The organism is Roseococcus sp. (genome assembly GCF_965227005.1).
In the GTDB taxonomy this organism is placed as follows: Bacteria; Pseudomonadota; Alphaproteobacteria; order Acetobacterales; family Acetobacteraceae; genus Roseococcus.
In genome coordinates, this window is record NZ_CBDDFJ010000037.1 from 260,534 (window position 1) to 286,930 (window position 26,397).

Annotated in this window: 25 protein-coding genes; 17 read left to right on the forward strand and 8 right to left on the reverse strand. The window is 70.4% G+C overall.

Annotated elements, in window-relative coordinates:
- Positions 1–3 precede the first annotated feature (3 nt).
- Positions 4–1,476, reverse strand: coding sequence for a leucyl aminopeptidase (locus tag ACO057_RS21035; protein WP_421995149.1), 1,473 nt, complete (start codon positions 1,474–1,476; stop codon positions 4–6).
- Positions 1,477–1,566: 90 nt separating this feature from the next.
- Here ACO057_RS21035 and ACO057_RS21040 point away from each other — a divergent pair, with 90 nt between their 5' ends.
- Both ACO057_RS21040 and ACO057_RS21045 read left to right on the forward strand, forming a co-directional pair.
- Positions 1,567–2,334, forward strand: a complete 768-nt coding sequence (locus tag ACO057_RS21040; protein WP_421995151.1) for a 3'(2'),5'-bisphosphate nucleotidase CysQ family protein — start codon at positions 1,567–1,569, stop codon at positions 2,332–2,334.
- Positions 2,331–3,281, forward strand: a complete 951-nt coding sequence (locus ACO057_RS21045) for an L-threonylcarbamoyladenylate synthase (protein ID WP_421995153.1) — start codon at positions 2,331–2,333, stop codon at positions 3,279–3,281. The genes ACO057_RS21040 and ACO057_RS21045 overlap by 4 nt, the downstream gene beginning before the upstream one ends.
- A 9-nt stretch (positions 3,282–3,290) precedes the next feature.
- Here ACO057_RS21045 and rfbD read toward each other — a convergent pair whose 3' ends face one another.
- From rfbD to ACO057_RS21070, 5 genes are all read right to left on the reverse strand, one after another.
- Positions 3,291–4,175: a dTDP-4-dehydrorhamnose reductase gene (rfbD, locus tag ACO057_RS21050; protein WP_421995155.1), complete on the reverse strand. Its 885-nt coding sequence runs from the start codon at positions 4,173–4,175 to the stop codon at positions 3,291–3,293.
- Entirely contained in the window at positions 4,175–4,741 is a 567-nt protein-coding gene (rfbC, locus tag ACO057_RS21055) for a dTDP-4-dehydrorhamnose 3,5-epimerase (protein ID WP_421995157.1), read from the reverse strand. Before rfbC ends, rfbD begins: the two co-directional genes overlap by 1 nt.
- Complete coding sequence (rfbA, locus tag ACO057_RS21060; protein ID WP_421995159.1) at positions 4,738–5,622, reverse strand: glucose-1-phosphate thymidylyltransferase RfbA; 885 nt, start codon at positions 5,620–5,622, stop codon at positions 4,738–4,740. Before rfbA ends, rfbC begins: the two co-directional genes overlap by 4 nt.
- Positions 5,619–6,674, reverse strand: a complete 1,056-nt coding sequence (rfbB, locus tag ACO057_RS21065; RefSeq protein WP_421995161.1) for a dTDP-glucose 4,6-dehydratase — start codon at positions 6,672–6,674, stop codon at positions 5,619–5,621. The genes rfbA and rfbB overlap by 4 nt, the downstream gene beginning before the upstream one ends.
- Positions 6,675–6,956: 282 nt before the next feature.
- Positions 6,957–7,268: a hypothetical protein gene (locus tag ACO057_RS21070; RefSeq protein WP_421995163.1), complete on the reverse strand. Its 312-nt coding sequence runs from the start codon at positions 7,266–7,268 to the stop codon at positions 6,957–6,959.
- A gap of 164 nt (positions 7,269–7,432) precedes the next feature.
- Between ACO057_RS21070 and ACO057_RS21075 the strand changes: the two genes are divergently transcribed.
- The 13 genes from ACO057_RS21075 to ACO057_RS21135 all read left to right on the forward strand — a co-directional run bounded on the left by ACO057_RS21075 (position 7,433) and on the right by ACO057_RS21135 (position 21,215).
- Positions 7,433–8,860 (forward strand): FAD-binding oxidoreductase, encoded by a 1,428-nt coding sequence (locus ACO057_RS21075; RefSeq protein ID WP_421995165.1) that lies wholly within the window; start codon positions 7,433–7,435, stop codon positions 8,858–8,860.
- 16 nt (positions 8,861–8,876) lie between these two features.
- The gene (locus ACO057_RS21080) at positions 8,877–9,407 is read left to right on the forward strand and encodes an LptF/LptG family permease (RefSeq protein WP_421995167.1); all 531 of its coding nucleotides are present in this window, start codon (positions 8,877–8,879) and stop codon (positions 9,405–9,407) included.
- On the forward strand, positions 9,295–10,008 hold the full coding sequence (locus ACO057_RS21085; RefSeq protein ID WP_421995169.1) for an LptF/LptG family permease: 714 nt from the start codon (positions 9,295–9,297) through the stop codon (positions 10,006–10,008). Before ACO057_RS21080 ends, ACO057_RS21085 begins: the two co-directional genes overlap by 113 nt.
- Entirely contained in the window at positions 10,005–10,901 is an 897-nt protein-coding gene (locus tag ACO057_RS21090; protein WP_421995171.1) for an LptF/LptG family permease, read from the forward strand. Before ACO057_RS21085 ends, ACO057_RS21090 begins: the two co-directional genes overlap by 4 nt.
- Positions 10,898–11,131: an LptF/LptG family permease gene (locus ACO057_RS21095; RefSeq protein WP_421995173.1), complete on the forward strand. Its 234-nt coding sequence runs from the start codon at positions 10,898–10,900 to the stop codon at positions 11,129–11,131. The genes ACO057_RS21090 and ACO057_RS21095 overlap by 4 nt, the downstream gene beginning before the upstream one ends.
- A gap of 4 nt (positions 11,132–11,135) precedes the next feature.
- The gene (locus ACO057_RS21100; protein WP_421995175.1) at positions 11,136–13,694 is read left to right on the forward strand and encodes an LPS-assembly protein LptD; all 2,559 of its coding nucleotides are present in this window, start codon (positions 11,136–11,138) and stop codon (positions 13,692–13,694) included.
- 84 nt (positions 13,695–13,778) lie between these two features.
- Complete coding sequence (locus tag ACO057_RS21105) at positions 13,779–15,092, forward strand: peptidylprolyl isomerase (protein WP_421995177.1); 1,314 nt, start codon at positions 13,779–13,781, stop codon at positions 15,090–15,092.
- The gene (gene rsmA, locus ACO057_RS21110; protein ID WP_421995179.1) at positions 15,085–15,942 is read left to right on the forward strand and encodes a 16S rRNA (adenine(1518)-N(6)/adenine(1519)-N(6))-dimethyltransferase RsmA; all 858 of its coding nucleotides are present in this window, start codon (positions 15,085–15,087) and stop codon (positions 15,940–15,942) included. Before ACO057_RS21105 ends, rsmA begins: the two co-directional genes overlap by 8 nt.
- A gap of 16 nt (positions 15,943–15,958) precedes the next feature.
- A complete protein-coding gene (locus ACO057_RS21115) occupies positions 15,959–16,840 on the forward strand; it encodes an MBL fold metallo-hydrolase (protein ID WP_421995181.1) in 882 nt (293 codons plus the stop codon).
- A gap of 36 nt (positions 16,841–16,876) precedes the next feature.
- A complete protein-coding gene (locus tag ACO057_RS21120) occupies positions 16,877–17,851 on the forward strand; it encodes an RluA family pseudouridine synthase (protein WP_421995183.1) in 975 nt (324 codons plus the stop codon).
- Complete coding sequence (locus tag ACO057_RS21125) at positions 17,848–20,235, forward strand: AsmA family protein (protein WP_421995185.1); 2,388 nt, start codon at positions 17,848–17,850, stop codon at positions 20,233–20,235. The genes ACO057_RS21120 and ACO057_RS21125 overlap by 4 nt, the downstream gene beginning before the upstream one ends.
- A gap of 9 nt (positions 20,236–20,244) precedes the next feature.
- Positions 20,245–20,943: an ATP12 family chaperone protein gene (locus ACO057_RS21130; RefSeq protein WP_421995187.1), complete on the forward strand. Its 699-nt coding sequence runs from the start codon at positions 20,245–20,247 to the stop codon at positions 20,941–20,943.
- Positions 20,940–21,215, forward strand: a complete 276-nt coding sequence (locus ACO057_RS21135; protein WP_421995189.1) for an acylphosphatase — start codon at positions 20,940–20,942, stop codon at positions 21,213–21,215. The genes ACO057_RS21130 and ACO057_RS21135 overlap by 4 nt, the downstream gene beginning before the upstream one ends.
- 11 nt (positions 21,216–21,226) lie before the next feature.
- On the opposite strand, the gene ACO057_RS21140 is transcribed toward ACO057_RS21135, so the two are convergent.
- The gene (locus ACO057_RS21140) at positions 21,227–22,951 is read right to left on the reverse strand and encodes an ABC transporter ATP-binding protein (RefSeq protein ID WP_421995191.1); all 1,725 of its coding nucleotides are present in this window, start codon (positions 22,949–22,951) and stop codon (positions 21,227–21,229) included.
- Between the two features lie 174 nt (positions 22,952–23,125).
- Between ACO057_RS21140 and ACO057_RS21145 the strand changes: the two genes are divergently transcribed.
- Both ACO057_RS21145 and ACO057_RS21150 read left to right on the forward strand, forming a co-directional pair.
- On the forward strand, positions 23,126–23,719 hold the full coding sequence (locus ACO057_RS21145; RefSeq protein ID WP_421995193.1) for a M35 family metallopeptidase: 594 nt from the start codon (positions 23,126–23,128) through the stop codon (positions 23,717–23,719).
- Positions 23,720–23,976: 257 nt separating this feature from the next.
- On the forward strand, positions 23,977–25,371 hold the full coding sequence (locus ACO057_RS21150) for a DEAD/DEAH box helicase (protein WP_421995195.1): 1,395 nt from the start codon (positions 23,977–23,979) through the stop codon (positions 25,369–25,371).
- Positions 25,372–25,430: 59 nt separating this feature from the next.
- Here the strand turns inward: ACO057_RS21150 and ACO057_RS21155 are convergent, their stop codons facing one another.
- On the reverse strand, positions 25,431–26,354 hold the full coding sequence (locus ACO057_RS21155; protein WP_421995197.1) for a cation diffusion facilitator family transporter: 924 nt from the start codon (positions 26,352–26,354) through the stop codon (positions 25,431–25,433).
- Positions 26,355–26,397: the final 43 nt, after the last annotated feature.

Here is a 26,397-nt window from a genome sequence, read left to right on the forward strand (position 1 = left end):
GGCTCAGCCCTCGTAGTGATCCGCCACCAGGCGATCGAGCATGCGAACGCCATAGGCCGTCGCGCCCTTGGGGATGGTCGCCGCGTCCTTGCTGCTCCAGGCCGTGCCGGCGATGTCCAGATGCGCCCAGGGGCGGCCCTGCACGAAGCGCTGGATGAACTGCGCGGCCGTGATCGAGCCGCCGGCCCGCCCGCCGCCGACGTTCTTCATATCGGCGATGTCGGACTTGATCTGCTTGTCGTAGGCCTCGCCCAGCGGCATGCGCCAGGCGAGCTCGCCCGTCGCGGTGCCGGCGGCCAGGATGCGCTGCGCCAGCTCCTCGTCATTGGAGAAGAGGCCCGCATGCTCATGGCCGAGCGCCACGATGATCGCCCCGGTCAGGGTCGCGAGATCGACCATGAACTTGGGGTCGTACTTCTCGATGGCGTAGTGGATCACGTCGGCGAGCACGAGGCGGCCTTCGGCGTCCGTGTTGATCACCTCGATGGTCTGGCCCGAGGCGGAGGTCACCACGTCGCCGGGGCGTTGGGCGTTGTCGCCGGGCATGTTCTCCACGAGGCCGATGATGCCGACCACGTCGCACTTGGCCTTGCGGCCCGCCAGCGCGGCCATCAGGCCCGTGACGGTGCCCGCGCCCGCCATGTCCCACTTCATGTCCTCCATGCCACCGGCCGGCTTGATGGAGATGCCGCCCGTGTCGAAGGTCACGCCCTTGCCGATGAAGCAGACGGGCTTCTCGGCCTTCTTCTTGCCGCCGCTGAGGCCGTTCCAGCGCATCGTCACCATGCGCGCCTCGTTGATGCTGCCCTGGGCCACGCCCAGCAGCGCGCCGAAGCCGAGCTTCTTCATCTCTTTGGGGCCGAGCACCTCGACCTCCAGGCCGAGCTTGGTCAGCTCCTTGCAGCGATCGGCGAATTCGATGGGGAAGAGCACGTTCGCCGGCTCGGAGACGAGGTCGCGCGCGAGGAAGACGCCGTGGGCCACGGCCTTCATCGGTGCGAAGGCGTGCTTGGCCTCGCCGTGATCGGCGGCCAGGACGGTGATCTTTTCGAGCTTGGGCTTGTCCTCGGCCTTCTCGGTCGTGCGGTAGCGGTCGAAGCGATAGGCGCGCAGCGCCGCGCCCATGGCGACCGCAGCGGCCTGGCTCGCCGTCAGCGCGTCGGCGGCGACGGTGCAATGCGCCTCGCCCGAGACCTGCGGATAGAGGCTGCCGCCCAGCTTCTCGGCATCGACGCCCGCGATGGGGCCCATGCCCAGGACCAGCAGCTTGCTCACACTGACGACGGGCGCCCAGAGCGTGACGGACTGGCCCTTCTTGCCCTTGAAGGCGGCGGCCTCCAGCGCGCGGGTCAGCCCGCCTTCCATCTCGGTGTCGAGCTCGGCGGCGAGGCCGGCGGGGGCCGCGCCCTCGGCGATCAGGAGGACGAGCGCGCCGGATTTCGGAAGGGCCGGCTTGGCGAAGGCGATGTCGAGCATGTGGGGGGTCCCGGCTTTCCTTGGATGGTATCGACAATAGGGTCGCCCTCGCCTTGCGTCATCCCATGGGGGGGCGATAGACCCTTTGTAATGGATCACACCGCCCTGCTCGACCTCGCCGCTCGCCTGGCCCGCGATGCGTGCGGGGCCATCGAGGCCGTGCGCCGCGCCGGCTTCGCCATCGAGCGCAAGGGCGATGCCAGTCCCGTCACGGCGGCCGATCGCCTGGCCGAGGGCATCATCACCGAGGGCCTGCTGAAGGCCGTGCCGGACTGGCTGGTCGTCGGCGAGGAGGCTTGCTCCGAGAGCGGCATGCCCGAGCCGGAGGAGACCTTCTGGCTGGTCGATCCCCTGGACGGCACGCGCGAATTCGCCGCCGGCCGGGACGAGTACGTGACCTGCATCGCGCTGATCGTGGCGCGGCGGCCGGTGCTGGGCGTGATCGGCGTCCCCTCGAACGGCGAGATCTATGGTGGGATCGTGGGGCAGGGGGCCTGGGTCGAGCGTGGCGGCGCCCGCCGGCCCATTCGCGCCCGCACCCCGCCGGCCGAGGGGTTGCATCTGCTCGACAGCCGCTCCCACCGCGACGACGCGGCCACCGAGGGCTTTTGTTCCGACCTGCGCATCGCGACCACGACGCGGATGGGCTCGGCGCTGAAATTCGCCTGGATGGCCGAGGGCCGCGCGGACGTCATGCCGCGGCTCAGCTCGGGCATCATGGAATGGGACACGGCGGCCGGGCAGGCGCTGCTGGAGGCGGCGGGCGGGTGTGTCGTGGACGCGGACGGCGCGCCGCTGACCTATGGCAAGCCCGGCTATCGCAATGGGGGCTTCGTCGCCTGGGGCGCGCGCGCATGACACGGCTGATCGAGGATGCGGCCGAGGCCGCCGCGCTGCTGCGGGCCGGCGAGCTCGTCGCCTTCGCGACCGAGACGGTCTATGGCCTCGGCGCCGATGCGCGGAACGGCAAGGCCGTGGCGGGCATCTTCGAGGCCAAGGGCCGGCCGCATTTCAACCCGCTCATCTGCCATTTCCCCGATGCGGAATCGGCCTGGGCAGAGGTCCACCCGGACGAGCGCGCGCGCGCCCTGGCCTCGGCCTTCTGGCCCGGCCCGCTCACCCTCGTGCTGCCGCGCCGCGCGGACAGTCGGGTGGACCTGCTGACGGGCGCAGGGCTCGACACCTTGGCCGTGCGCGTTCCCAGTCATCCCGCCGCGCGGGAGCTGCTGCGACTGGCGGGCATCCCCGTGGCCGCGCCCTCGGCCAACCAGTCCGGGCGGGTGAGTCCGACCACTTCCGCGCATGTGATGGAGGAGCTGTCGGGCCGCATCGCCGCCGTGCTGGAGGGGGGCGATTGCGAGGTCGGCGTCGAATCCACCGTGCTGGACCTCTCCGGGACCGAGGCGGTTCTGCTGCGCCCCGGCGGCGTGCCGCAGGAGGCGATCGAGGCCGTGATCGGCCCGGTGGGACGCCCGGCCTCGCCCGAGGCCGGGGGCGCGCTGCGCAGCCCGGGGATGATGCTGTCCCATTACGCGCCGGCGCTGCCAGTGCGGCTGGAGGCGACCGTAGTGGCGCCCGACGAGGCGCTGCTGGCCTTCGGCGCGCCGCTGGAGGGAGCGGGCGCGGTGTTTCAGCTCTCGGCGGCACAGGATCTGCGCGAGGCCGCCGCGCGCCTGTTCCAGGGCCTGCGCGCGCTGGATGGCTCGGGCCTGCGCGGCATCGCCGTCATGCCGGTGCCCGGCGGCGGGCTGGGGCCGGCGATCCGCGACCGGCTGGATCGCGCGGCGGCGCCCCGCGACGCCTGAGAGCTCAGTTCAGGCGTGCAGCGCCTGCATCACGCGCTCCAGGCCCTGCTGCCAGCTTGGCAGCTGCACCCCGAAGGTGTCGCGCAGCTTCGCGCCCTCGGTGCGTCCATCCAACGGGCGGACGGCCTTCACCGGATATTCGTGCGTGGCGATCGGGTGAACGAGAGGCTTCGGCCCGCCATAGGGCTGGGCCGCGGCGAAGATGGCCTCGGCAAAGCCGTGCCAGTTGGTCGAGCCGCTCGCCATGGCGTGGAAGACGCCGCGATATTGCGGCTGCCAACCTGTCTCGCGCAGGCGCTCCAAGACAGCGGCGATGGCATCTGCGAGATCGGGCGCGGCGGTCGGGTGGCCGTATTGATCCGCCACCACGCGCAGCTCCGGCCGCGTCGCGCCGACGGCCAGCATGGTCTTCACGAAGTTCTTGCCGACCGGCGAGAAGACCCAGGCCGTGCGCAGGATTGTGGTCTGGGGATTGGCCGCCAGCGCGGCCCATTCGCCGGCGAGCTTGGTGCGGCCATAGGCGCTCAACGGGTTGGGCGCGTCGGTCTCGACATAGGGCGCGCCCTTCAGCCCGTCATAGACGTAGTCCGTGCTGATCTGGATGAGCGGGATGGCCGCCTCGGCGCAAAGCCGCGCGATCAGGGCCGGGCCGAGGGCATTGGCGCGGAAAGCCCCGGCCTCGTCCTCTTCGGCGGCGTCCACGGCGGTCCAGGCGGCGCAATTCACCACCGCGTCCGGCTTGAGCGCGGCGAAGGCGGCCACGACCGTCTCGGGCCTGTCGAATTCGAAGTCCGGCTGGCCGACGGGCAGGGGCTCGAAGCCCTTGGCCGGCAGGCTCTCGGCCAGGCCGGTGGCGAGCTGGCCGCCCTGGCCGGTAACCAGGATGCGCCGCATCAGACCGAACCCGCCGGGAAGGGCGGGGCGATGTCGGCGAGCCTGGGCGCCGCGCGATCCTTGGCGGAGAGCACGGGGCCGCCCTCCGGCAGCGGCCAGTCGATGGCGAGGGCGGGATCGTCCCAGGCGATGCCGCCATCGGCCTGGGCGTCGTATTCGGCATCGACCTTGTAGAGGACCTCGGTGTCCGGCTCGAGCGTCAGGAAGCCATGCGCGAAGCCGCGCGGCACCCAGAGCTGCTGCCAGTTCTCCGCCGAGAGCTCACAGGCGACATGCTGCCCGTAGGTTGGGCTGCCGGCGCGGATATCCACGGCGACGTCGAGAATGCGCCCGCGCACGACGCGCACCAGCTTGCCTTGGGCCGAGGGCGGGCGCTGGAAGTGAAGGCCGCGCAGCACGCCGACCTCGCTGGAGAGGCTGTGGTTGTCCTGCACGAAATCCACGTCGAAGCCCTCGGCGCGGAGCGCGCTGCGCTTATAGACCTCGGAGAAGAAGCCGCGCGCATCGCCGAAGCGCTTGGGCTCGATGAGCAGGATGTCCGGGATGGATTGCGGCGTGATTTTCACGCGAACTCTCCATTGGCGAGTTCGATGAGATACTGGCCATAGGCGGTCTTTCCGAGGGCCTTTCCGCGGACGCGCAGTTCCTCGGCGGTGAGGAAGCCGCGCCGATAGGCGATCTCCTCGGGGCAGCCGACCTGCAGGCCCTGCCGCTCCTGCACGGTCTGCACGAAGGTCGCGGCCTGGAGCAGGCTGGCGGGCGTGCCGGCGTCCAGCCAGGCGCAGCCGCGCCCGAGCTGCTCGGCGCGCAGCGTGCCGTCGCGCATGTAGATCTCGTTGAGATCGGTGATCTCGAGCTCGCCGCGCGCGGATGGCACCACCTGCCGGGCGAGTTCCGTCACGCGCTTGTCGTAGAAATACACGCCGATCACCGCCCAGTCGGATTTGGGCTTGAGCGGCTTTTCCTCCAGCGAGATCACCCGCCCCGTCGCGTCGAATTCCGCCACGCCATAGCGCTCGGGATCGGCGACGCGATAGCCGAAGACCGTTGCCTCGCCCTCGGTTTCGGCCCGGCGTGCGGCACTCAGCAGCCGCTCGGAGAGGCCCTCGCCGTAGATGATGTTGTCGCCGAGCGCGAGCGCGCAGGCCTGCCCGCCGATCCAGTCCGCGCCGATCACGAAGGCCTGGGCCAGGCCGTCGGGCGAGGGCTGCTCGGCATAGGTCAGCGTCACGCCGAAGGCGCTGCCATCGCCCAGCAGGCGCTGGAAGCTGGGCAGGTCGGCCGGGGTGGAGATCAGCAGGATGTCGCGGATGCCCGCCAGCATCAGCGTGCCCAGCGGGTAATAGACCATCGGCTTGTCGTAGACGGGCAGCAGCTGCTTGCTCGCCGCCAGCGTCATCGGGTGCAGCCGCGTGCCCGAGCCGCCGGCCAGGATGATACCCTTCATGCGCCGTTCCCCAGTCGTTGTCCGGCATAGGCCTGGTCGCGGATCGGCCGCCACCAGGCCTCGTGGTCGAGATACCAGCGGATGGTGTGCTCCAGCCCGGTCTCGAAATCGTATCGCGGCTTCCAGCCAAGCGCGGCCTCGGCGCCCGAGGGGTCCATGGCGTAGCGGAAGTCGTGGCCGGGGCGGTCGCGCACGAAGGTGATGAGGCGCGAGCGCGGGCCGGCGGGGTCGGGGCGCAGGCGGTCGAGCACGGCGCAGATGCCGTGCACGACCTCCAGGTTGGTGCGCTCCTGGCGCGGGCCGATGCAATAGGTCTCGCCGGGCTGGCCGCGCAGCAAAGCGAGCACCAGCGCCTCGGCATGGTCCTCGACATGCAGCCAGTCGCGCACATTGGTGCCCTCGCCGTAGACGGGGAGCGGCTTGCCCTCCAGGGCGTTGAGGGTGACGAGCGGGATCAGCTTCTCGGGGAACTGCCAGGGGCCGTAGTTGTTCGTCGTGTTGGAGACGAAGGAGGGAAATCCATAGGTGTGGTTCCAGGCGCGGACCAGGTGGTCGGAGGCGGCCTTGGAGGCGGAATAGGGGCTGCGCGGGTCGTAGGGCGTCTGAGGGGTGAAGGGCGCGTCGCCGGGGTAGAGCGAGCCGAAGACCTCGTCGGTGGAGACGTGGTGGAAGCGGAAGGCGGATTTCGCCTCGCCGTGCAGGGTGTTCCAGAATTCGCGCGCGGCCTCGAGCAGCACCTGGGTGCCGACGACGTTGGTGCGGATGAACTCGGCAGGGCCGTCGATGGAGCGGTCGACATGGCTTTCGGCGGCGAGGTGCATCACGGCCGTGGGGCGGTGGGCGGCGAAGGCGGCGCGCATCGCCTCGGGGTCGCAGATATCGGCGCGGATGTGGATGTGGCGCGGATCGGCGGCGTGCGGGGCCAGCGAGGCCGGGGTGGCCGCATAGGTCATCTTGTCGATGTTCACGACCGCGTGGTCCGTCGCCGTCAGAAGGCGGCGCACCACGGCCGAGCCGATGAAGCCAAAACCGCCCGTAATGAGAAGCGTCAAAGTGCCTTCGCTTTCGACTCTGGGGTTAGACCGCCGGAAATGGCTGATAAAGCAATGATATTTCCCGATTTCCGGTGAAGATCGTCAGAGGCATGCCGGCATGCCGAGGGGCGACGCCGTCCGCCGGCGAGAACCCAATGAGCCACGCCCCGGTCATCCAGGGCGGGACATGCTGCCGAGCGCATGACGACATCCAGCGAGAAATTGGAGGCTACATACACCACGCCAGGCGTTTTTCGTGAACCACCCGGTTTTGGATTGCGCGGGAGGTGGTGCCCCGGATCAGCGCGTGACGGCGCGGTAATGTTCCTGCTGCTCGCCGGAACAGTCGCGCTTGAGCGGGCGCAGGCGGTCGGCGTTGTGCGGATGGCCGATGCGGTTCTGAAGCGCGATGGCCTCGTCGATCGAGGCGTTGAAGCCCTCGCAACCCTCGAGCCGGTTGATCACCCGCGGCTCGTTGGCCGACTGATAATAGGAATTGGTCTGGCCCGCGACGGGCGTGCGCGGCTTCTGCCACCAGTTCATCAGGGCGAAACCGCCGACGACGAAGGCGACGGCCACGACGGCCGTTCCAATGATGCGTCCGGATGCCATGTTGGTTGCTCATTCCAGAAAATTGGGACGGACCTCATTTAGCAGACCCCAGGGCGGCGGCAATTCCCAATCCGCCTCCCGGTCACCAATCGTCACGAGGCCGAGGAGGGGGCCGGAGGAAGGGGAGGATGGAGTGATGGGCGAGGCCGGCTATAACCCCCCTCATGCCCGACGACATTCGCTCCCCCGTCCTGCTCGATGCCTTCCGTGCCATCCTTGGCCCCAATGGCATTCTCACCGAGGAATCCGACCTCGAACCCTTCCTGGCCGACTGGCGTGGCCTGTACCGCGGCGAGGCCATGGCCATGCTGCGCCCGGCCAGCACCGAGGAGGTCTCGGCTTGCCTGCGCCTGTGTTCCGAGCGCGGGATCACGGTGATCCCCCAGGGCGGCAACACCTCCATGGTCGGCGGCGCCACCCCCGAGGCCCGGCCCAACCAGGTGATCCTGAGTCTCGCCCGTATGAACCGGGTGCTCGACATCGACACGGCCGACATGACGATGACGGTCCAGGCCGGGCTGATCCTGGCCAAGGCCCAGGAGGTCGCGGCCGAACACGGTGCGCTCTTCCCGCTCAGTCTGGGCGCCGAGGGCTCGGCCATGATCGGCGGGCTGCTTTCCACGAATGCCGGCGGCAACACCACGGTCCGCTACGGCAATGCGCGCGAGCTGATGCTAGGCCTGGAGGTCGTGCTGCCCGATGGCGGCGTGATCCACGGCCTGCGCCGCCTGCGCAAGGACAACACCGGCTACGCGCTGCGCCACCTCTTCGTGGGCGCCGAGGGCACCCTGGGCGTCATCACCGCCGCCGTGCTGCGCCTCTTCCCCGCCGCGAAGGAGACGGCGACTGCCCTTTGCGCCGTGGCCTCCGAGGATGCCGCGCTCGCCTTGTTCCGCCGCTTCCGCGCGGCCGACGAGGGCGCGGTGCGGGCCTTCGAATACATGTCCGGCATCGGCATGGGGCTGGTGATGGCGAATATCGAGGGCGCGACCCTGCCCGTCGCGCCGGGCTTCGAGCATTTCGTCCTGGTGGACCTCTCCGCCTCGCGCGAGGGCGCGGGGCTGCGCGGGCTGATGGAGCAGGTCCTGGAGGCGGCCCTGGAAGAGGGTGAGGTGCTGGACGCCGCGCTCGCCGAATCCGAGGCCCAGCGCGCCGCCATCTGGCGCCTGCGCGAGGAGCATCCCGAGGCGCAGAAGCGTGCCGGGGCCAGCGTGAAGAGCGATGTCTCCGTCCCGGTCTCCTCCGTGCCCGAGCTGATCCGCCGCGCCTCGGCCGATCTCGTGGCGCTGATCCCGGGCAGCCGGCCGGTGCCCTTCGGCCATATGGGCGACGGCAATATCCACATGAACCTGGAGCAGCCGGTCGGGATGGACCCGGCCGAGTTCCTGGCGCGCGGGCATGACATCATGGACTGCGTGAACGAGATCGTGCGCGAGCTGGGCGGCAGCTTCAGCGCCGAGCATGGCGTGGGGCGCCTGAAGACCGATATGATGGAAGCCTGGCGCGGTGGCGCCGAGCTCTCGGCGATGCGGGCCATCAAGGCCGCGCTGGACCCCAAGGGCATCATGAATCCCGGTAAGGTGCTGCCATGAAGGTCCTCCACGCCGCATGAAGCGGATCGACATCTACATCATGCGCCAGCTCGGGCTGTCGCTGATCGCCGTGACGGTGGGGCTGGCTGCGCTGGTCTGGCTCACCCAGTCGCTGCGATTCATCGAGCTGGTGCTGGATCGTGGATTGTCGATCTGGGTCTTCCTGGAGCTGACCGGCCTGCTGCTGCCGAGCTTCTTCGGCGTGATCCTGCCCATCACCGCCTTCGTGGTGACGCTGTTCAACTATGTGCGCCTGTCCTCGGACCGCGAGCTGGTGGTGATGCGCGCGGCGGGGCTGTCCAACTGGCAGCTTGCCAAGCCTGCTTTGGGCATCGCGGGCCTGGCCACCTGCATCTGCTTCATCCTCAACATCTGGATCACCCCCCGCCTCGCACGAATCCTTCCGCGAGTGGCAGTTCGAGATCCGCAACCAGATGGCGGGCCTGCTGCTGCAGGAGGGCGTGTTCAGCTCGGTCGGCGACGACCTCACCGTCTATGCGCGCGACCGCGACTCCCAGGGCACGCTCAGCGGCATCCTGGTGCATGACGCGCGTGAGAGCGGCGCGCCCGTCACCATCATCGCCGAGACCGGCCGCATCACCTCCACGCCCCAGGGGCCGCGGGTGACGCTGTTCAATGGCCAGCGCCAGCAGGTCGAGCGCGTGCAGCAACCCGACGGCACGGTCGCGCTGCGGCTTTCGGTGCTCTCCTTCCAGGAGAACAGCCTGGACCTCGCCCGCGCCAGCCGCGCCGAGGGCCAGCGCTTCCGCAACGCCCAGGAACGCAGCCTCTCCGAGCTCTTCCATCCGGAGGAAGGCGTCTCGATCCGTGACCGCGGTCGCTTCCTGGCCGAGGCGCATCAGCGCCTGAGCGGGCCGGTCACCGCGATCAGCTTCAGCCTGCTGGCCCTCGCCGTGGCCCTGACCGGCCAGTTCCGCCGCTTTGGCGGCGGCGCCAATCTTTTCGTGGGTTGCATCATGATGGTGGGCCTGCTGGCTCTCGGCCTGGGTATCGGCAATGTCGCGGCGCGCTCGGCGGCCCTGCTGCCGCTGATCTGGGTGCATGCGCTGCTGCCCGGCCTGGTCTCGGCCTGGGTGATCTCGGGAATGCCCGGCGTGCCGACGCAGATCCGGGGCTATGCCCGATGATCGTCGCGCGCACCCTTTCCTTCTATATCGGCCGGCGCTTCCTCACGGCGACGGCGGGCATGCTGCTGGCGCTGACCTTGCTGGTCTCGATGTTCGACTTCATCGAACTGCTGCGCCGGGCCGCCACCCGCCCCGACGCGACCTTCGGCCTCGTGGCCTCCATCGCCGGGCTGCGCATGCCTTTCGTGGGCATGCAGATCCTGCCCTTCGCCATCCTGCTGGGTGGAATCCTTGCCTTCTGGCGGCTCACGCGCTCCTCGGAGCTGATCGTGGCGCGCGCGGCCGGGATCTCGGCCTGGGGCTTCCTCGCCGGGCCGCTGCTGGTGGCCCTGTGCTTCGGAGCCACGGCCATCCTGGCTGTCTCGCCCCTCTCCTCGGCCATGCTGGCGCGGGCCGAGCGGCTGGACGCCTCCTTCCTGCGCGCCGGCGGCGGGGTGACGGCGCTGGCGGGCGGGCGGCTTTGGCTGCGCCAGGCGGATCGCGGGCTCGAGGCCAATGGCGTGGCCATCCTGTCCGGCCGGCCGGCGCGCCTCCTGGGCACCGATCGCACCGCCGAATTCGTTCTGACCGACGTGACCGTCTGGCGGCTGTCCGCGAAGGATGTCAGCATCGGGCGGATCGAGGCGCCGCATGCGCGCCTCGCGCCCGGCCGCTGGATCCTCCAGGACGCCGTGATTTTCGGGGCCGACCGCGTGCCCCGCCCGGCCGCCACCCCTCGACCTGCCGACCGATCTCACGCCCGACCGCATCGAGAACAGCTTCGCCTCGCCCGACACCCTGTCCTTCTGGGCGCTGCCGGGCTTCATCGCGGTGCTGGAGCATGCGGGCTTCTCGGCGCTGCGGCACCGGCTGCAGTTCCAGTCCATGCTGAGCACGCCCGCGCCTCGCCATGACCATGGCGCTGCTGGCCGCGGGGTTCTCCATGCGCAACAGCCGGCGCGGAGGCGTGGCGCAGAGCATCGCCGCCGGTGTCGCGGCGGGCTTCGGACTCTTCGTGCTCGACCGCATCACCGGCGAGTTCGGCGAGGCGGGGACGCTGCCTGTCTGGCTGGCCGCCTGGGTTCCCACGGCGGCAGGGTTGTTGCTGGCTCTGGCTTTGTTGCTCCATCTGGAGGATGGGTAACCTCATGCTGCGTCCGCCGCCTGCCCGTCGCTCGAGCCTTCCCCGCTTCGCCCGCCGGCAGATCCGCCGCCGCCAGGCGATGTCGCTGGGCCTGCGCCCGAACCACCGCGCCTGGCGGGATGCGGGCTTCGTCGCCGCGCTGCTGCTCGCCCTTGTGGCGCCGGTGGGCTCGGAGGCGCAGCAAAGCGGCGCGGGCTTCTACGACCCCACCCAGTCTGGTGGCACGTTGCGCGACCTCGCGCCCCTGCCGCCATCCCCGACCGATCCCTCGGCCGTTCCGGCGGGTGAGACGGACGGCGCCGCCCCTGCTGGCGCCCTGGGTGCTGGGGCAGGGCGCTCCACTAGGGGGGGCGCCGCGCCGGCGCGCGCCCCGGCCTCGGCCGCCGGCGCTGTCGGAGGCCTGCCGGGAGCCAATGACGACGGGCCCGTCACCTTCACCGCCGACGAGGTCGAATACGACCGCGACCGCGCCCGCGTGGTCGCCCGCGGCCATGTCGAGGCCTGGCAGAACGGCCGCTTCCTGCGCGCCGACAGCTTCACCTATGACCGCAACACCCGCATCGCCGTGGTGCAGGGCAACGTCCAGATCATCGAGGCCGACGGCCAGATCTTCTATGCCGAGGAGGCCGAGCTCGGCGAAGGCTTCCGCGACGGCATCCTGACCGAGGTCCGCGCCCGCCTCGCGCAGAACGCGCGCATGGCGGGCAACGGACTGCGCCGCACCGACGGCACAGTCAACGACATCAGCCGGGTGGTCTATTCCTCGTGCAACCTCTGCGCCGAGGATCCGACGCGCCCGCCGCTGTGGCAGATGAGCGCGCGCGTGGCCACGCAGGACCGCAACACGCAGCGCATCTCCTATCGCGACGCCACCATCCGCATCGGCGGCGTGCCGGTGCTCTACACGCCTTATTTCTCACACCCCGATCCGCAGACGCCGCGCGCCTCGGGATTCCTCTTCCCCACGCTCGGCTATACGCGCTTCCTCGGCGCCTTCGCGCAGACGCCCTATTTCTGGGCGATCGACGACCAGTCGGACCTGCTGATCACGCCGGTCGTCGCGCAGAAGGTGCTGCCCAACATCGCCGGCGAGTACCGTCGCCGCTTCAACAGCGGCGAGCTGCAGATCCAGGCCTCGATCGGCTATTTCGACAATGACGCCGCCATCCGCCTCGGCGCGGGCGCCAATGAGCAGATCGCGGAGCGGCTCTCGGGGCATATCTTCGCGCGCGGGCGCTTCAATATCGACGAGAACTGGCGCGTCGGCTTCGACCTGAACCGGGCGTCCAGCGATTCCTACCTGCGGACCTTCCGCCTGGAATATCGCCGCGTGCTGACGAGCCAGGTCTATGCCGAGGGCTTCTGGGGCACCGAGGCCTATGCCCGCATGGATGTCCGGGCCTATCAGGGCCTGCGCAGCACCGACGACACGACCCGCATCCCCTATGTCGCGCCCAATGCCTTCTTCGAATATGCGCCGGGCAAGCGGATCGGCGGCGGCTGGCTCACCACGGATATCGGCCTCCTGGGCCTGACCCGCGAGGTCGGCACCTTCAGCCAGCGTATCTCCAGCCGCACGAGCTGGGTGCGCCCGTTCAACGACGGCTTCGGCGGAATCTGGACCGTGCGCGGCCAGGCCGACCTCCTGGGCTATTACGCCGGCGGCCAGGACATCACGCCGACCAATCTGCCGGCGGCCAATGGCGCGCATGCCAATGGCAATTTCCGCGCGGCGCTGGACTGGCGGATGCCCTTCATGCGCAATGCCGGCGATTGGGGCACGCAGCTCATCGAGCCGCGAGTCCAGTTCGTCACCGGGCCGAACATGGGCCACCAGCTGCGCTTCCCGAACGAGGACAGCCTCGACTTCGAGTTCACCGACGCGAATCTCTTCAACCTCAGCCGCTTCACGGGTCGAGACCGGCTGGAGGGTGGCACGCGCGTGGACGCCGCGCTCCGTTCCAGCTGGAACTTCGTGAATGGCGGCCGGGTGGAGGCCCTCGTCGGCCGCTCCTACCGGATCGCGGGCTCCAACAACCTGCCGGTCGGCCAGGGGCTGGACGAGCGGGCCTCGGACTGGGTGGGCCGGGCGACCATCTCGCCGGTGTCGTGGCTCGAGATCCTGGGCCGCGCCCGCCTGGACAGCGAAAGCGGCGCGCATCGCGCGAGCGAGGCGGTCGCCAGCCTCCAGCTCGGCACGGTCGGGCCGCTCCAGAATACCTATGTCAGCGCCGGCTACATGTATCAGCGCCCGCAGCCCTTGCTCTTCACCAACGATGTGGGACGCAACGAGGTCTCCTTCGGCGGCGGGGGCGAGTATCGCACGGCGAGCGGCGCGATCTGGCGGGCCAATGCCACCATGCGCTACGACCTGCACCTGGAGCGCCCGGTGCTGGTCCAGGGCCTGCTTGGCTATGAGGACGAGTGCTTCATCATCGAGGGGCGCCTGATGCGGCGCTATTCGCAGGATCTGGTCACGCACCAGGACTTCGTCGGCAACACCGTCTTCCTGGTCCGGATCGGCTTCAAGACGGTCGGCGACTACTTCTTCCGTGCCATCTGAAGGGGCTGCGGCCGCGTTGCACATGCAAACTGAACCAAACTGCCGGTTGCCCCCCGGGGAATCTGCCCTATGAGACATCGGATCATGCCCCGCACCTCCCTCCTCGCCGCCCTGATGGTCCCGGTCCTGTGCCTCGCGGCCCTGCCCGCGACGGCGCAGCGCGCCCCTGTTGCCGCCGCCGCGCCCGCTGCCGCCGCACCGGGCAGCAACCGCATCCTGGCGGTGATCAATGGCGAGGTGGTGACACAGGCCGAGATCAACTCCCGCGCCCGCCTCTTTGCCATGAACACCGGCGTCTCGGTGTCGCCCGAGGTGCTGGACCGGTTGCGGCCCCAGGTGCTGCGCCTCGCCATCGACGAGAAGCTGCGCATCCAGGAGGTGCAGCGCCGGCGCATCGCCGTCAGCGACTCCGACATCGCCGAGGCGATCGGCGATATCGAGCGGCGCAACAACATGCCCTCCGGCACGCTGCGCGCCCAGCTGCGCGGGGCCGGCATCCAGCCGCGCGTGCTCTTCGACCAGGTCCGGGCCCAGATCGGCTGGGGCCGGCTGCTGCGCCAGGCGCTCGGCCCGCTGGCCGAGATCAACGACCAGGACATCCAGGGCGCCATCGCCAATCACCGCGCGCGCCAGGGCCAGACGGAATTCCTGCTCGGCGAGATCTTCATCCCGGTCGATGACCCCGGCACCGAGGCTGAGGTGAACCGCTTCGTGGACGAGGTGGTGGGCCAGCTGCGGCGCGGCTCGCCCTTCCAGGTCGTGGCGACGCAGTTCAGCCAGGCGCAGACCGCCGTGCAGGGCGGCGATCTGGGCTGGGTGACCGCCGCCCAGCTCGATCCCGAGGTGGCCGCGATCGCCGAGCGCATGCCCGCTGGCGCCATCAGCAACGCCATTCGCGTGGCGGGCGGCTTCCAGATCATCACGCTGCGCGGCAAGCGCGAGGGCGGGCGGATCCAGAACTCCACCATGCTGTCGATCCGCCAGCTCTTCCTGCCCTTCACGACCCGGCTCGACCCGCAGGCGCCGAGCGATCAGCACCGCGCGACCCTGGAGCGGGCGCAGCGCCTGTCGCAGACGCTGCGCGGTTGCGAGCAGGTGGATGCACAGCCGCGCAGCAGCGACCGGCCGACCGATCCCGGCCCGATCCGGCTCGAGGCGCTGAACCCGCCGCCGCTGCGGCAGATGCTGGCCTCGCTGCCGATCGGCCGCGCCAGCCAGCCGGTGATCTCGCCGGACGGCATCCTGCTGCTGATGGTCTGCTCGCGCGAACAGGCCCAGCAGGAGGAGTTCACCGCCGATGCGGCCCGCCAGCAGATCCTGCGTGACCGCGTGGAGGTTCTCGCCCGCCAGCTTCAGCGCGAGCTGCGTCGCCGCGCCGTGATCGAGACGCGTGGCTGAGCTGACCCCGCTCAAGGACGTCGTCAGCCGCTTCGGGCTGGACGCGCGAAAGGCGCTCGGCCAGCACTTCCTCCTGGACGAGACCGTCTGCGCGCGGATCGCCCGCCTGCCGGGCGATCTCGCGGGGCGGCACGTGCTCGAAGTAGGCCCCGGCCCCGGCGGGCTCACCCGCGCCTTGCTGGCCGCGCCGATCGCGCATCTGACCGCCGTCGAGCTCGACCAGCGCGCGCTCGCCGCCCTGGCCGAGCTGGACGAGGCCTATCCCGGGCGCCTCACCGTGCTTCGCCAGGATGCGATGAAGTTCGACGGCACGACGCTGCCCGCGCCGCGCCAGGTCGTGGCCAACCTTCCTTATAACGTCGGCACGCCGCTGCTCATCGGCTGGCTGCGCGAGGCCGGTTCCTGGGAGCGGATGACGCTCATGTTCCAGGAGGAGGTGGCGCTGCGGATCGTGGCGCCGCCGCGCACGGAGCATTACGGCCGCCTCGCCGTTCTGGCGCAGTGGGTGGCGCATTGCTCCATCGGCATCCGCCTGCCTCCCGGCGCCTTCCGGCCGCCGCCGAAGGTGCATTCGGCCGTGGTGATCGTGACACCCCATGCCGAGCAGCCGGAGCCCGCGCTGTTCCGCGCGATGGAGCGCGTGACGGCCGCCGCCTTCGGCCAGCGGCGCAAGATGCTCCGCGGCTCGCTCAAGTCGCTGGGCGCGGCCGAGGCGCTGCTGGCGCAATGCGGCATCGCGGGCGAGCGGCGGGCGGAGGAGCTGACCGTCGCCGAATTCGATAGCCTCGCGAAAGCCGTCCATGCTCGGCTGGACGATGGCGGCGGACCGATCCAGGATGCTCCCGAATAAGGGGAGCGGAAACCACATGAAGCGTCTGCAGATCGGCGACGTCGCCATCACCAGCATCATCGAGCGCGACGGCCCCTGGCGCCGCCCCGAGGATTTCTTCCTCGGCTACGACACCGCCGCCCGGGCCGCCGACATCGCCCAGCTGGAGCCCGAGGTCTTCGAGAAGTCCTCCGGCAAGATGGTCATCACCTACCAGACCTTCGTGGTGCGCACGCCCAAGCACGTCATCCTGATCGACACCTGCACGGGCGAGGACAAGGGCTATCCGGCCCCGATGGACTTCCCCAAGCAGCCCTGGCTCGACAACCTCGCCGCCGAGGGGCTGACGGTCGAGGACGTGGACTACGTCTTCTGCACCCATCTGCACATCGACCATTGCGGCTGGAACACGAAGCTCGTGAACGGCGAATGGGTGCCGACCTTCCCGAACGCCAAGTACATCTTCCACAAGGGCGAATACGCCGCCTGGGAGAAGCTGGCGAAGGAAGGCATCGACAAGCCCGGCGGCGCCGGCGGCGTTTGGAAGATGAATTGCGAGCCCATCGTGAAGGCCGGCCAGGCGATGCTGGTCGATGAGAGCTTCACCCTCGACGACACGATCGGCCTGATCCTGACGCCGGGGCATTCGCCGGGGCATGTCTGCGTGGACATCAAGAGCGGCGGCAAGCGCGCGATCGTGGCCGGCGACATGATGCACCACCAGCTCCAGTGCATCGATCCGACCTTGTCCACGATCTTCTGCTGGGACCCCCAGCAGGCCGGCGAGAGCCGCAAGACGGTCTTCGAAGAGGTCGCGGGCACCGACACCCTGCTGCTGCCGATCCACTTCCCCACCCCCACCGCTGGCCGGCTGACCAAGGCGGGGAAGGGCTATAAGTGGAGCTTCAAGAGGGACTGATCGCGCGCGGGGAGATGTTGGGGTAGAAGGCGGGCCATGTCCGTCCTTCTCCTCACCGTCGAACCCGCCGAGGCCGAGACCCGTCTCGACCGCTTTATCCGCCGCCGCTACCCCGCCCTGACCCAGGGCGCGCTTCAGAAGATGCTCCGCTCGGGCCAGATCCGTGTCGACGGCAAGCGCGCCGAGGCCAAGACGCGGCTTTCGGCCGGCGTCCAGCTGCGCCTTCCGCCCATGCCCACGGAACAGGCGCCCAAGGCCGTTCCGCGCTGGCTGCCCGACGCCGTCGTGGCCGAGATCCAGGCCACCGTGCTCTATCGCGACGACAGCGTCATCGTGATCGACAAGCCCCCCGGCCTCGCCGTGCAGGGCGGCCCCGGCATCACCAAGCATGTCGACGGCATGCTGGAGGGCCTCGCCGATTACCAGGACGAGAAGCCGCGCCTCGTGCACCGGCTGGACCGCGACACCTCGGGCGTGCTGGTCGTCGCCCGCACCCGCTCCGCCGCCGCCCATCTCGCCAAGGCCTTCCGCGGCCGCGACATGGAAAAGACCTATTGGGCCATCGTCGTCGGCGAGCCCGAGCATGCCGCCGGCCGCATCTCCATGCCGCTGGCGCGCGAGAACGGCCCGCGCGGCGAGCGCACCGTCCCGGCCGCGCCGGGCGAGACGGGCCTGCGCTCGGTCACCGACTACACGACCCTCGACGCCGCCAAGCGCCGCGCGGCCTTCCTGGAGATGAAGCCGCAGACCGGCCGCACCCATCAGCTGCGCGTCCACTGCGCCGATGGGCTGAAGACGCCCATTCTCGGTGACGGGAAGTATGGCGGCGAGGCCGCGCATCTGGAAGGCCTCTCCGGCAGCCTCCACCTGCATGCGCGCACGCTGCGCCTGCCGCACCCGGAGGGCGGCTGGCTGGAAGTCAGCGCCGCGCCGCCGCCGCATTTCGAGGCGACGATGAAATTCTTCGGCTTCGACAATCCCGAACCCTTCAAGCCAAAGCGCCAGAAATGAAGAAGATCCTGCTGATTGTTGCGGCCGTGATCGTCGCGATCCCCGTCCTGGCGATCGGCGGGTTCCTGGCGTTCTTCGACGCGGACAGCTTCCGGCCGCGCCTGGCCGAGGCCGTGCAGCGCGCCACGGGCCGCGAATTCCGCATCGAAGGCCCGCTGCGCCTTTCGCCGGCCCTCACGCCGACCGTCTCGGTCGACGGGCTGTCGCTGGCCAATATCCCCGGTGGCAGCGCGCCCGAGATGCTGCGCGTGGCTCATGCCGAGCTGCGCCTCGGACTGATCGCGCTGATCGGCGGGCGGGTCGAGATCGCGAGCCTCACGCTCGAGGGCGGAAGGCTGCTGTTGGAGAAACAGAACTGGGTGATGGACCGCGGCCCCGCGCCGGCCCCCGCCACCCCCGCGCCGGCCGCCGCACCCTCGCGCCCGATGGTGCTGGATATCCGCTCGGCCACGCTGAAGGACTGGATCGTCACCTACGAGGGCGAGGAGATCCGCATCCCGCAGGCCCGCCTCGTGGGCACCGGCGTGGATGGGCCGCTCGACCTCACCGCCACGGTCGTCGCGCGTGGGACGGAGGCCCTGATGGAAGGCCGCGTGGGTCCGGCCATGCAGTTCGGCGGCACGAATCCCTGGCCCTTCCGGCTCTCGGCCGTGATGCCGGGCGCGCGGCTCACGGCCGAGGGGCGCAAGACCAGCAGCGATTGGGAGGCGGCCCTCTCCGCCGAGATTCCGCGGCTGGATGCGCTCAGCGCCCTCGCCGGGCGCGCTTTGCCGGTGCTGACCGGCATCCACCTTCAGACCCGGGCGGCGCTGATCGGCGGCGCGCTGCAGGTGGGGGGTATCGAGGGGCGGATCGGCGGCGGCGAATTCGCCGGCATCACCCTCACGGGCGCGACCTTCGCCCAGGCGTCGCTGCAGGGTGCGCCGCAGATCGACGCCCATGGCAGCTATCGCGGCCAGCCCGTCACGCTGCATGCCGAATTCCTGCCGATGGCGCTGCAGGCCGGCACGCCCGGCCCGGTGACGCTGCGCCTCGGCGCGGCCGGCGCCACCCTCTCCATCTACGGTTCCTGGCCCGGCGAGCTGGTGGCCGAAGCCCACGTGCCCGACCTCGCGGCCCTCGCGCCCCTGGCCGAACGGCCCCTGCCGGCCTTGCGCGACGTGGCGCTGCGCGCGCAGCTGGCCTCGGTGGGCCAGAGCTTCGCCGATGGCGTCCGGATCGGGGGGCTCACCTTCTCCTCCTCGGCCGGGACGCTGGCCGGGGCGTTCCAACTCGGCTGGGCGCCGCGCCTCTCGCTGAAGGGCGGGCTGACCGCGGCCTCGCTCGACCTCGCGGCCTTCCGCACGGCCTCCGCCGCCCCGGTCGCACCGGCTTCTCCCGCTGCGCCGCCGGCCGCGCAGGCGCCCGCCCCGGCGCGGCCGTCCTCCGGGCGGCTCATCCCCGACATCGCGATCGACCTCTCGGCGCTGCGGCTCTTCGACCTCGACCTCAATGTCAACCAGATCGAGCTGCGCGACGGGCCGCTGGTGGCGCGGCAGGTCAGCGCGCACCTGGTCAACCAGGCCGGTGTGCTGCGTGCCGATCCCCTGGTGATGACCTTGCCCGGCGGCACGCTGAACCTGCGCATCGCGGCCGATGCGACGGCCGATCCGCCCAGCCTGCAGATCGCGGGCGGCGGGCAGGGGCTCGATCCCGTGGCCCTGCTGGCCGCCTTCGGGACCGCGAGCCCGCTTGCCGGGCGCACCGACCTGGAGATGGACCTGCGCGGGCAGGGGGCGACCACGCGCGCCCTGGCTGCGACGGCGACGGGCCATTTCGGCCTGGCCGTCACCGAGGGCCGGCTCACCGGCCGCCCGGCGCAGACCCTGGCGCAGATTCCCGGCGTGGGCGGCGACATCGCGCTCTCCTGCCTCGCTTTGCGGGCCGAGGCCGATCGCGGCATCGCCACCATGCGCCCGCTTTACCTGGAGGGCTCGCCCGGCCGGATCGGCGGGGAGGGCAGCGTGAACCTGCGCGACGAGACGCTGTCCATGCGCTTCAACACCGATCTGCGCGTCGGCGGCGTGCGGCTGCGCGCGCCCGTGCCGCTGACCGGCACGCTGGCCGCGCCGCGGCTGGAGATGGCGGGCGTGGCGCAGGGCGCGCTCTCGGGCGAGCTCGGCGACCGGCTGGAGCGCGCGATCCCAGGCATCGGCGGCTTCCTGCCGCAGCAGAGCGGCGCGCCGTCGCTGCCCGATTGCGGCGGTGCGCTGCGCATCGCGCGCGGCGGCCGGGCGGGACCGGTTCCGGCGACGGCAGCCCCGCAGCCTTCCGCGCCGGCAGCGGAACAGCGCGGGCAGCAGCCCAATCTCAACAATCTTTTGCGCGGCATTCTGGGGCGTTAGGCTAGGCTTATGAAGCGGTTTTGGGATCACGCGGCCTGCGTGGCCGACGACAAGGGTTTTGCCGTCCATCTGGACGGAAAGCCGATGCGGCTGCCGGGCGGCGCCGTGCTCCGCGTCGCAACGCGCGAGCTGGGCGAGGCCATCGCCACCGAATGGCAGGCCGCCGGCGGTGCGAAAGACGGCGAGATGTCCTGGGAGGACGTGCCGCTCACGCGCCTCGCCGGCACCGCCGCCGAGCGCATCGCCCCCGCGCCCGAGGCCACCATCGAGGCCATCGCCAAATACGCCGAGACGGACCTGCTGTCCTATCGCGCCGAGGATGCCGATCTCGCGATCCGGCAGCGCGCGGCCTGGGATCCCTGGGTCGAATGGGCGGCGCGCGAGCTGGGCGCGCCGATCCGCAGCACGACCGGCATCATGCCCATCACCCAGGACGCCGAGGCGCGGGACGCGCTGCATCGCGCGGTCGCACAGCTCTCGCCCGAGCGGCTCTCCGCGCTGGGTGTGCTGGTGCCGGCGCTGGGCAGCCTGGTGTTGGGCCTGGCGGTGGTGCGCGGGGCGCTGGACCCGCAGGAGGCGCATCGCATCGCCTTGACCGACGAGCTCTTCCAGGAGGAGCGCTGGGGCCTCGACTGGGCGACGGAGAATCAGCGCGAGAAGATCGCCGCCGATCTTGCCCTGGCCGCGCGGCTGGCGGCGCTGGCATGACCGCCAGCCTCGTCCGCATCGCGGGGCGCGTGCAGGGCGTGGGCTATCGCGACTGGCTGGTGCGCGAGGCACGGCGCAACGGCCTCTCCGGCTGGGTCCGCAACCGCGCCGACGGCACGGTCGAGGCGCTGCTGGCCGGCGAGCAGGATGCCGTGCAATCCGTGCTCAATGCCTGCCGGGGCGGGCCGTCCGGGGCGCAGGTGACGAATATCGACGAGAGCTTCGCCGAGGCGCCGGACGAGCCGGGCTTCCTGCGAAAGCCGACCCTCTAACCAGGCGCGCCTCAGGCCTGAAGGTCGGCGAACTGGGCCGCATGCAGCTCGCGATAGAGGCCCTCGGCCTCGATCAGCTCGCGATGCGTGCCTTCCTGCGCGATGCCGTTCTCCGTCACCACCAGGATGCGGTCCGCATTGCGGATCGTCGCCAGGCGGTGCGCGATGATCAGCGTGGTGCGCCCCTCGGCGAGCTCGGCCAGCGATTGCTGGATCATGCCCTCGGTCACGGTGTCGAGCGCGGAGGTCGCCTCGTCCAGGATCAGGATGGGCGGGTTCTTGAGGAAGATGCGCGCGATGGCCAGGCGCTGCTTCTGCCCGCCGGAGAGCTTCACCCCGCGCTCGCCGATCGGCGTGTCGAGGCCCTCGGGCAATTCGGCCAGCAGCTCGTCCAGCCGCGCGCGGCGGGCCGCCTGGCGCACATCCGCCTCGCTCGCGCCCAGGCGCCCATAGGCGATGTTGTCGCGGATGGTGCCGGCGAAGAGGAACACATCCTGCTGCACGATGCCGATCTGCGCGCGGAGCGAGGCCTGCGTCATGTCGCGGATGTCGATGCCGTCGATGGTGATGCGCCCCGCCTCCACCTCGTAGAAGCGCGGCAGCAGCGAGCAGATGGTCGTCTTGCCCGCGCCGGAGGGGCCCACGAGCGCGACGGTCCGCCCCGCCGGTACATGCAGGTCGAGCGCGCGCAGGATCGGGCGGTCGGGCGTATAGCCGAAGCGCACGCCCTCGAAGCGCACCTCGCCGCGCAGGGAGGTCACAGCCCGGGCCTTCGGGCGGTCGGTGATGTCGGGCTCGGTCGCCATCAGGTTCAGGTAGGAGCGGAAGCCCGCGACGCCGCGCGGATAGGTCTCGATGACCGAGCTGATCTTGTCGAGCGGGCGGTAGAAGACGTTCACCAGCAGCAGGAAGGCCACGAAATCGCCGATGGAGAGCTGGCCCCTGACGATGAGCAGCGCGCCGGCCAGCATCACCACCACCTGCACCAGCCGCATGCCGAGATAGCTCAGCGTCTGGCTCACCGCCATGATGCGGTAGGCCTCCAGCTTGGTGGTCTGGTAGCGGTCGTTGTCGGCGGCGAAGAGGGCGCGCTCATGGGCCTCGTTCGCGAAGGCCTTCACCACGCGGATACCGCCCACGGCCTCCTCGATACGCGCGTTGAAGGCGCCGACGCGGCCGAACTGCGCCTGCCAGTTCTGCGTCATGCGCCCGCCGTAGCGCCCCACGATCCAGGCCATGACGGGCACGATCAGCGCCGTCATCATCGCCAGCGTCGGGCTCACCAGCATCATCAGCGTGAAGGCGCCGAGGAAGGTCAGCACCGCGATCAGCAGGTCCTCCGGACCGTGATGCGCGACCTCGCCGATGTCCTCCAGATTCTTCGTGACGCGGCCCACGAGATGGCCGGTCTTCTGGTTGTCGTAGAAGCGGAAGGAGAGCTTCAGCAGGTGGTCGAAGGCGTTGCGGCGCAGCTCCGTCTCGATGGCGATGCCCAGGACATGGCCCCAATAGGTCACGATCGCCATCAGCGCGGCATTGGCGAGATAGACCGCCAGCAACCCCAGCACGGCGAGGCCGATGAGCTGCAGGTCCTGGCGCGGCAGCAATTCGTCGATGAAGGCGCGCACGGCCATGGGAAAGCCGAGCTCCAGCATGCCCGAGAGCGCCGCGCAGCCGAAATCGAGCAGGAGTAGCCGCTTGTGCGGCCGGTAGAAGGCGAGGAACTGCCTCAACATGGGAACACGGCATCCATCCGACGACACCTTGTCATGCCGGATTCGCGCCGCCCCGCCTACAGACAGAGTTGCATGTCAGGGCAGGGACCGTGGCAGAATGGCGCGAAGCCGACCGCAATTCAGCCATGCGCCCCGCCAAGGCTGGCAGGGGACCCATTCAGGGAAAGCCCGTCCATGATCCCTTTCCGCGCCGTTCTCGCCGGGCTTCTGCTGATGGCCAGCCCCGCCTGCGCCCAGCCCGTGAAGACCGCCAAGCCGGGCGGCTTTCCGCCCGTCGCCACCGGCGTCTGCAGCGTCGAGCAGCTGGCCGAGATCGACGCGGCCTTCATGGAGGCCCGCGCGGCGCTGCGCTTCACCCTGGAGCGTCTCGCCGAGGATGCCAGCCATCCCGAGCTCCGGCGCTGGTTCGGCACGACGCCGGGCAAGCTCATCCGCGTCAATCTCCAGCGCATCGAGGCGCGGGTGGTGGAGGGGCGGCCGGCCGATACCACCTGCAACCACCCGACCTCCTGCCGGCCCACCTCCTTCGCCTTTACCCGCCCGGCGACCGGCGCGCTCGGCGTCTGCGCGGCCTTTTTCCGGGCCGGCCCGCGTGGCCAGGACAGCCGCTTCGGCATCATGGTGCATGAGATGAGCCACCTCGCCATCGGCACGCGGGACGCGACCTACCAGCCCCACCAGGTGCTCGTGCTCGCCAAGGACGACCCGGCGGCGGCGGCCATGAACGCGGACAACTACGAGTATCTGGTGGAGACGCTGTACCGCTGACGGTCCATTCCGTCCTTGCATTTTCTTTTGCGATGCAGCATATGAGGGCCATCCAAGCGGGCACGCATGCTCGCCAGGGTCCGGCCGCGTGAGCGGCGCCGAGCTCCACCCCATCTTCGCAGATGCGGGCCGGGGCGCTTCAGGCAGCCGAACTGCCGGACCTTTCGATGCGCTCTCCCGGAACAACCCAGCCACGCGGGGTGTCCACCCCTACCTTCCACGGCCGCGAAGACGCGCGCCGTGCAGCTGGATTTGTCATGACCACTTTTGCTGAACTGAACCTCAACCCGCTCCTCCTCACGGCGCTGGAGCAGGCTGGACACACCACGCCCACGCCGATTCAGGCGCAGGCCATTCCCCCGGCCATGCTGGGCCGCGACATTCTGGGCATCGCGCAGACGGGCACCGGCAAGACCGCCGCCTTCGCCCTGCCGATCCTGCACTTCCTCGCCGAGGGCGGCGGGCGTCCGCCGCGTGGCGGCTGCCGCGTGCTGGTGATTTCGCCCACGCGCGAGCTCGCCTCGCAGATCGCCGAGAGCTTCAAGAGCTACGGCCGTCACATGGGCTTCTCGGTCGCCACCGTGTTCGGCGGCGTCGGCCATGTGCCGCAGCAGCGGGCGCTGGCGCGCGGCGTCGACGTGCTCGTCGCCACGCCGGGCCGCCTGGTCGACCACATGCAGACGCGCCACGCGCGCCTCGACATGACCGAGGTGCTCGTCCTCGACGAGGCCGACCAGATGCTCGACCAGGGCTTCTTCCCGGTCATCAACAAGATCGTCGCCCAGGTGCCGAAGGTGCGCCGGACGATGTTCTTCAGCGCCACCATGCCGCCGGCGATCGCCAAGCTCGCCGAGGTGATGCTGACCGATCCCGTCCGCGTCGAGGTCACGCCCGTCGCCACCACGGCCGAGCGGGTGAACCAGAAGGTGATCATCCTCGACGGCGCCGCCAAGCGCGGCGTCCTGGCCGGCATTCTGCGCGGCGAGGGCGTGGGCCGCACGCTGATCTTCGCGCGCACCAAGCATGGCGCCGACAAGATCGTGAAGAGCCTGGAGGAGGACGGCCTGCGCGCCAATGCCATCCACGGCAACAAGGGCCAGTCCCAGCGCGAGCGCGCCTTGGCCGAGTTCAAGTCGGGCAAGGCGCCGATCCTGGTGGCGACCGACATCGCCGCGCGCGGCATCGACGTGCCGGAGGTGACGCATGTCATCCAGCACGAGCTGCCGGAAGTGCCCGAGACCTATGTGCACCGCATCGGCCGCACGGCCCGCGCGGGCGCCTCGGGCCAGGCCATCGCGCTCGTCGCGCCGGACGAGGTGGGGCTGCTGCGCGCCATCGAGCGGACCACGCGCCAGAAGATCGACACCGAGGACCGCCGCGCGAATCCGACCGTCCCGCTGAACGACCGCGCCACGCCGACGCGCCCGCAGCGCGGCCGGGGCGGCGCGCCCCAGCAGCAGCACCGTGGCCCGAAGCGCGAGCATGGCGGCCACGCCGGCGCGCGCTCCGACCATGGCGACCGCCAGGAGCGTCCGAGCCGGCCCGCGCAGGAGCAGCGCTCCTTCGTGAAGCCCGCGGGCGATGCCGGGCGCAAGCGCGCGCCGCAGCCGGGCAATTCCTCGGGCCGCAGCTTCATGGCGCGCGGCCGGTAATCCTCGCCTTTCGGTGAGGCAATGAGCGGCGGCCCTGCGAGGGGCCGCCGCTTTGCGTTTCAGGCCCCGACGGCCCGGGGAATGACGAGGATGCGCGCACCGGGAATCACGTCGCGGATCTTCGCCGCCATTTCCTCGGCCCGCTCGTGGACCTCGCCCATGGACCGGCCCGGCGCGAAGCCGAGCTCGATCTCGATCCAGGCGTCGCTGCCCTGGGTGCGCGTCCGCACCTCCAGCAGCTCGTCATAGGCGTCGAAGCTTTCGACCAGCGCGCGGTTGATCGTGGCCTGCTGCCGGTCGTTCAGCGCGCGGTCGATGAGGTGGGGCAGGGAGGCCTGGATCATCCGGGCGCCGAAGGTCAGCATGACCGCGACCACGACCAGCGTGCCCACGATATCCGCCCAGCCGCCGATCCCGACGGGGCCCAGGAAGGCGTTCACCAGCACCGCCACCGCGACCAGCGCGGAGGAGATCACCTTGGACATGCGCGACAACAGCTGTCCGTTCACGATGATCGAGGTCCCGCCCCGGCTCGATCGCCAGAGCAGGAAGAAGACCCAGACGTTGATGGCCAGGTTCGCCAGCCCGGCCAGGGCACCGAAGGCCATGCCGGTCGCGGACTGCTCCTGCACCACTCCGAATCGCTGCGCGACGCCCGAGAGCAGCCAGAGCGCGCCCAGAAGCATCGCGATGCCGACGACGAGATTCGCAAACTGCTCCAGCTTGCGGGTGCCGTAGTCGTAATCCGCGATCGTGCCGCGGTTGATGCGCCGCAGCAGGACCAGCAGCACCGTCTCCAGCACGATGAGCAGCCCGCCGCGGACGCATTCGCCGAGCAGGGTCAGCGAGTTGCCCCAGATCGCCGTGACCAGCGTCACCGTCCAGATGAAGGCATCCAGGAGGCAGCCGGTGAGGATCGCGCGCTCGCCCCGGAGCGCATCCTCGGAGACGATGCCGCGCGTCAGGCGGTGTGAGTCAGGCAAGGGGTGTCGCTCCTGAATGACGGCCGAAGTGTGATTCGGCCTG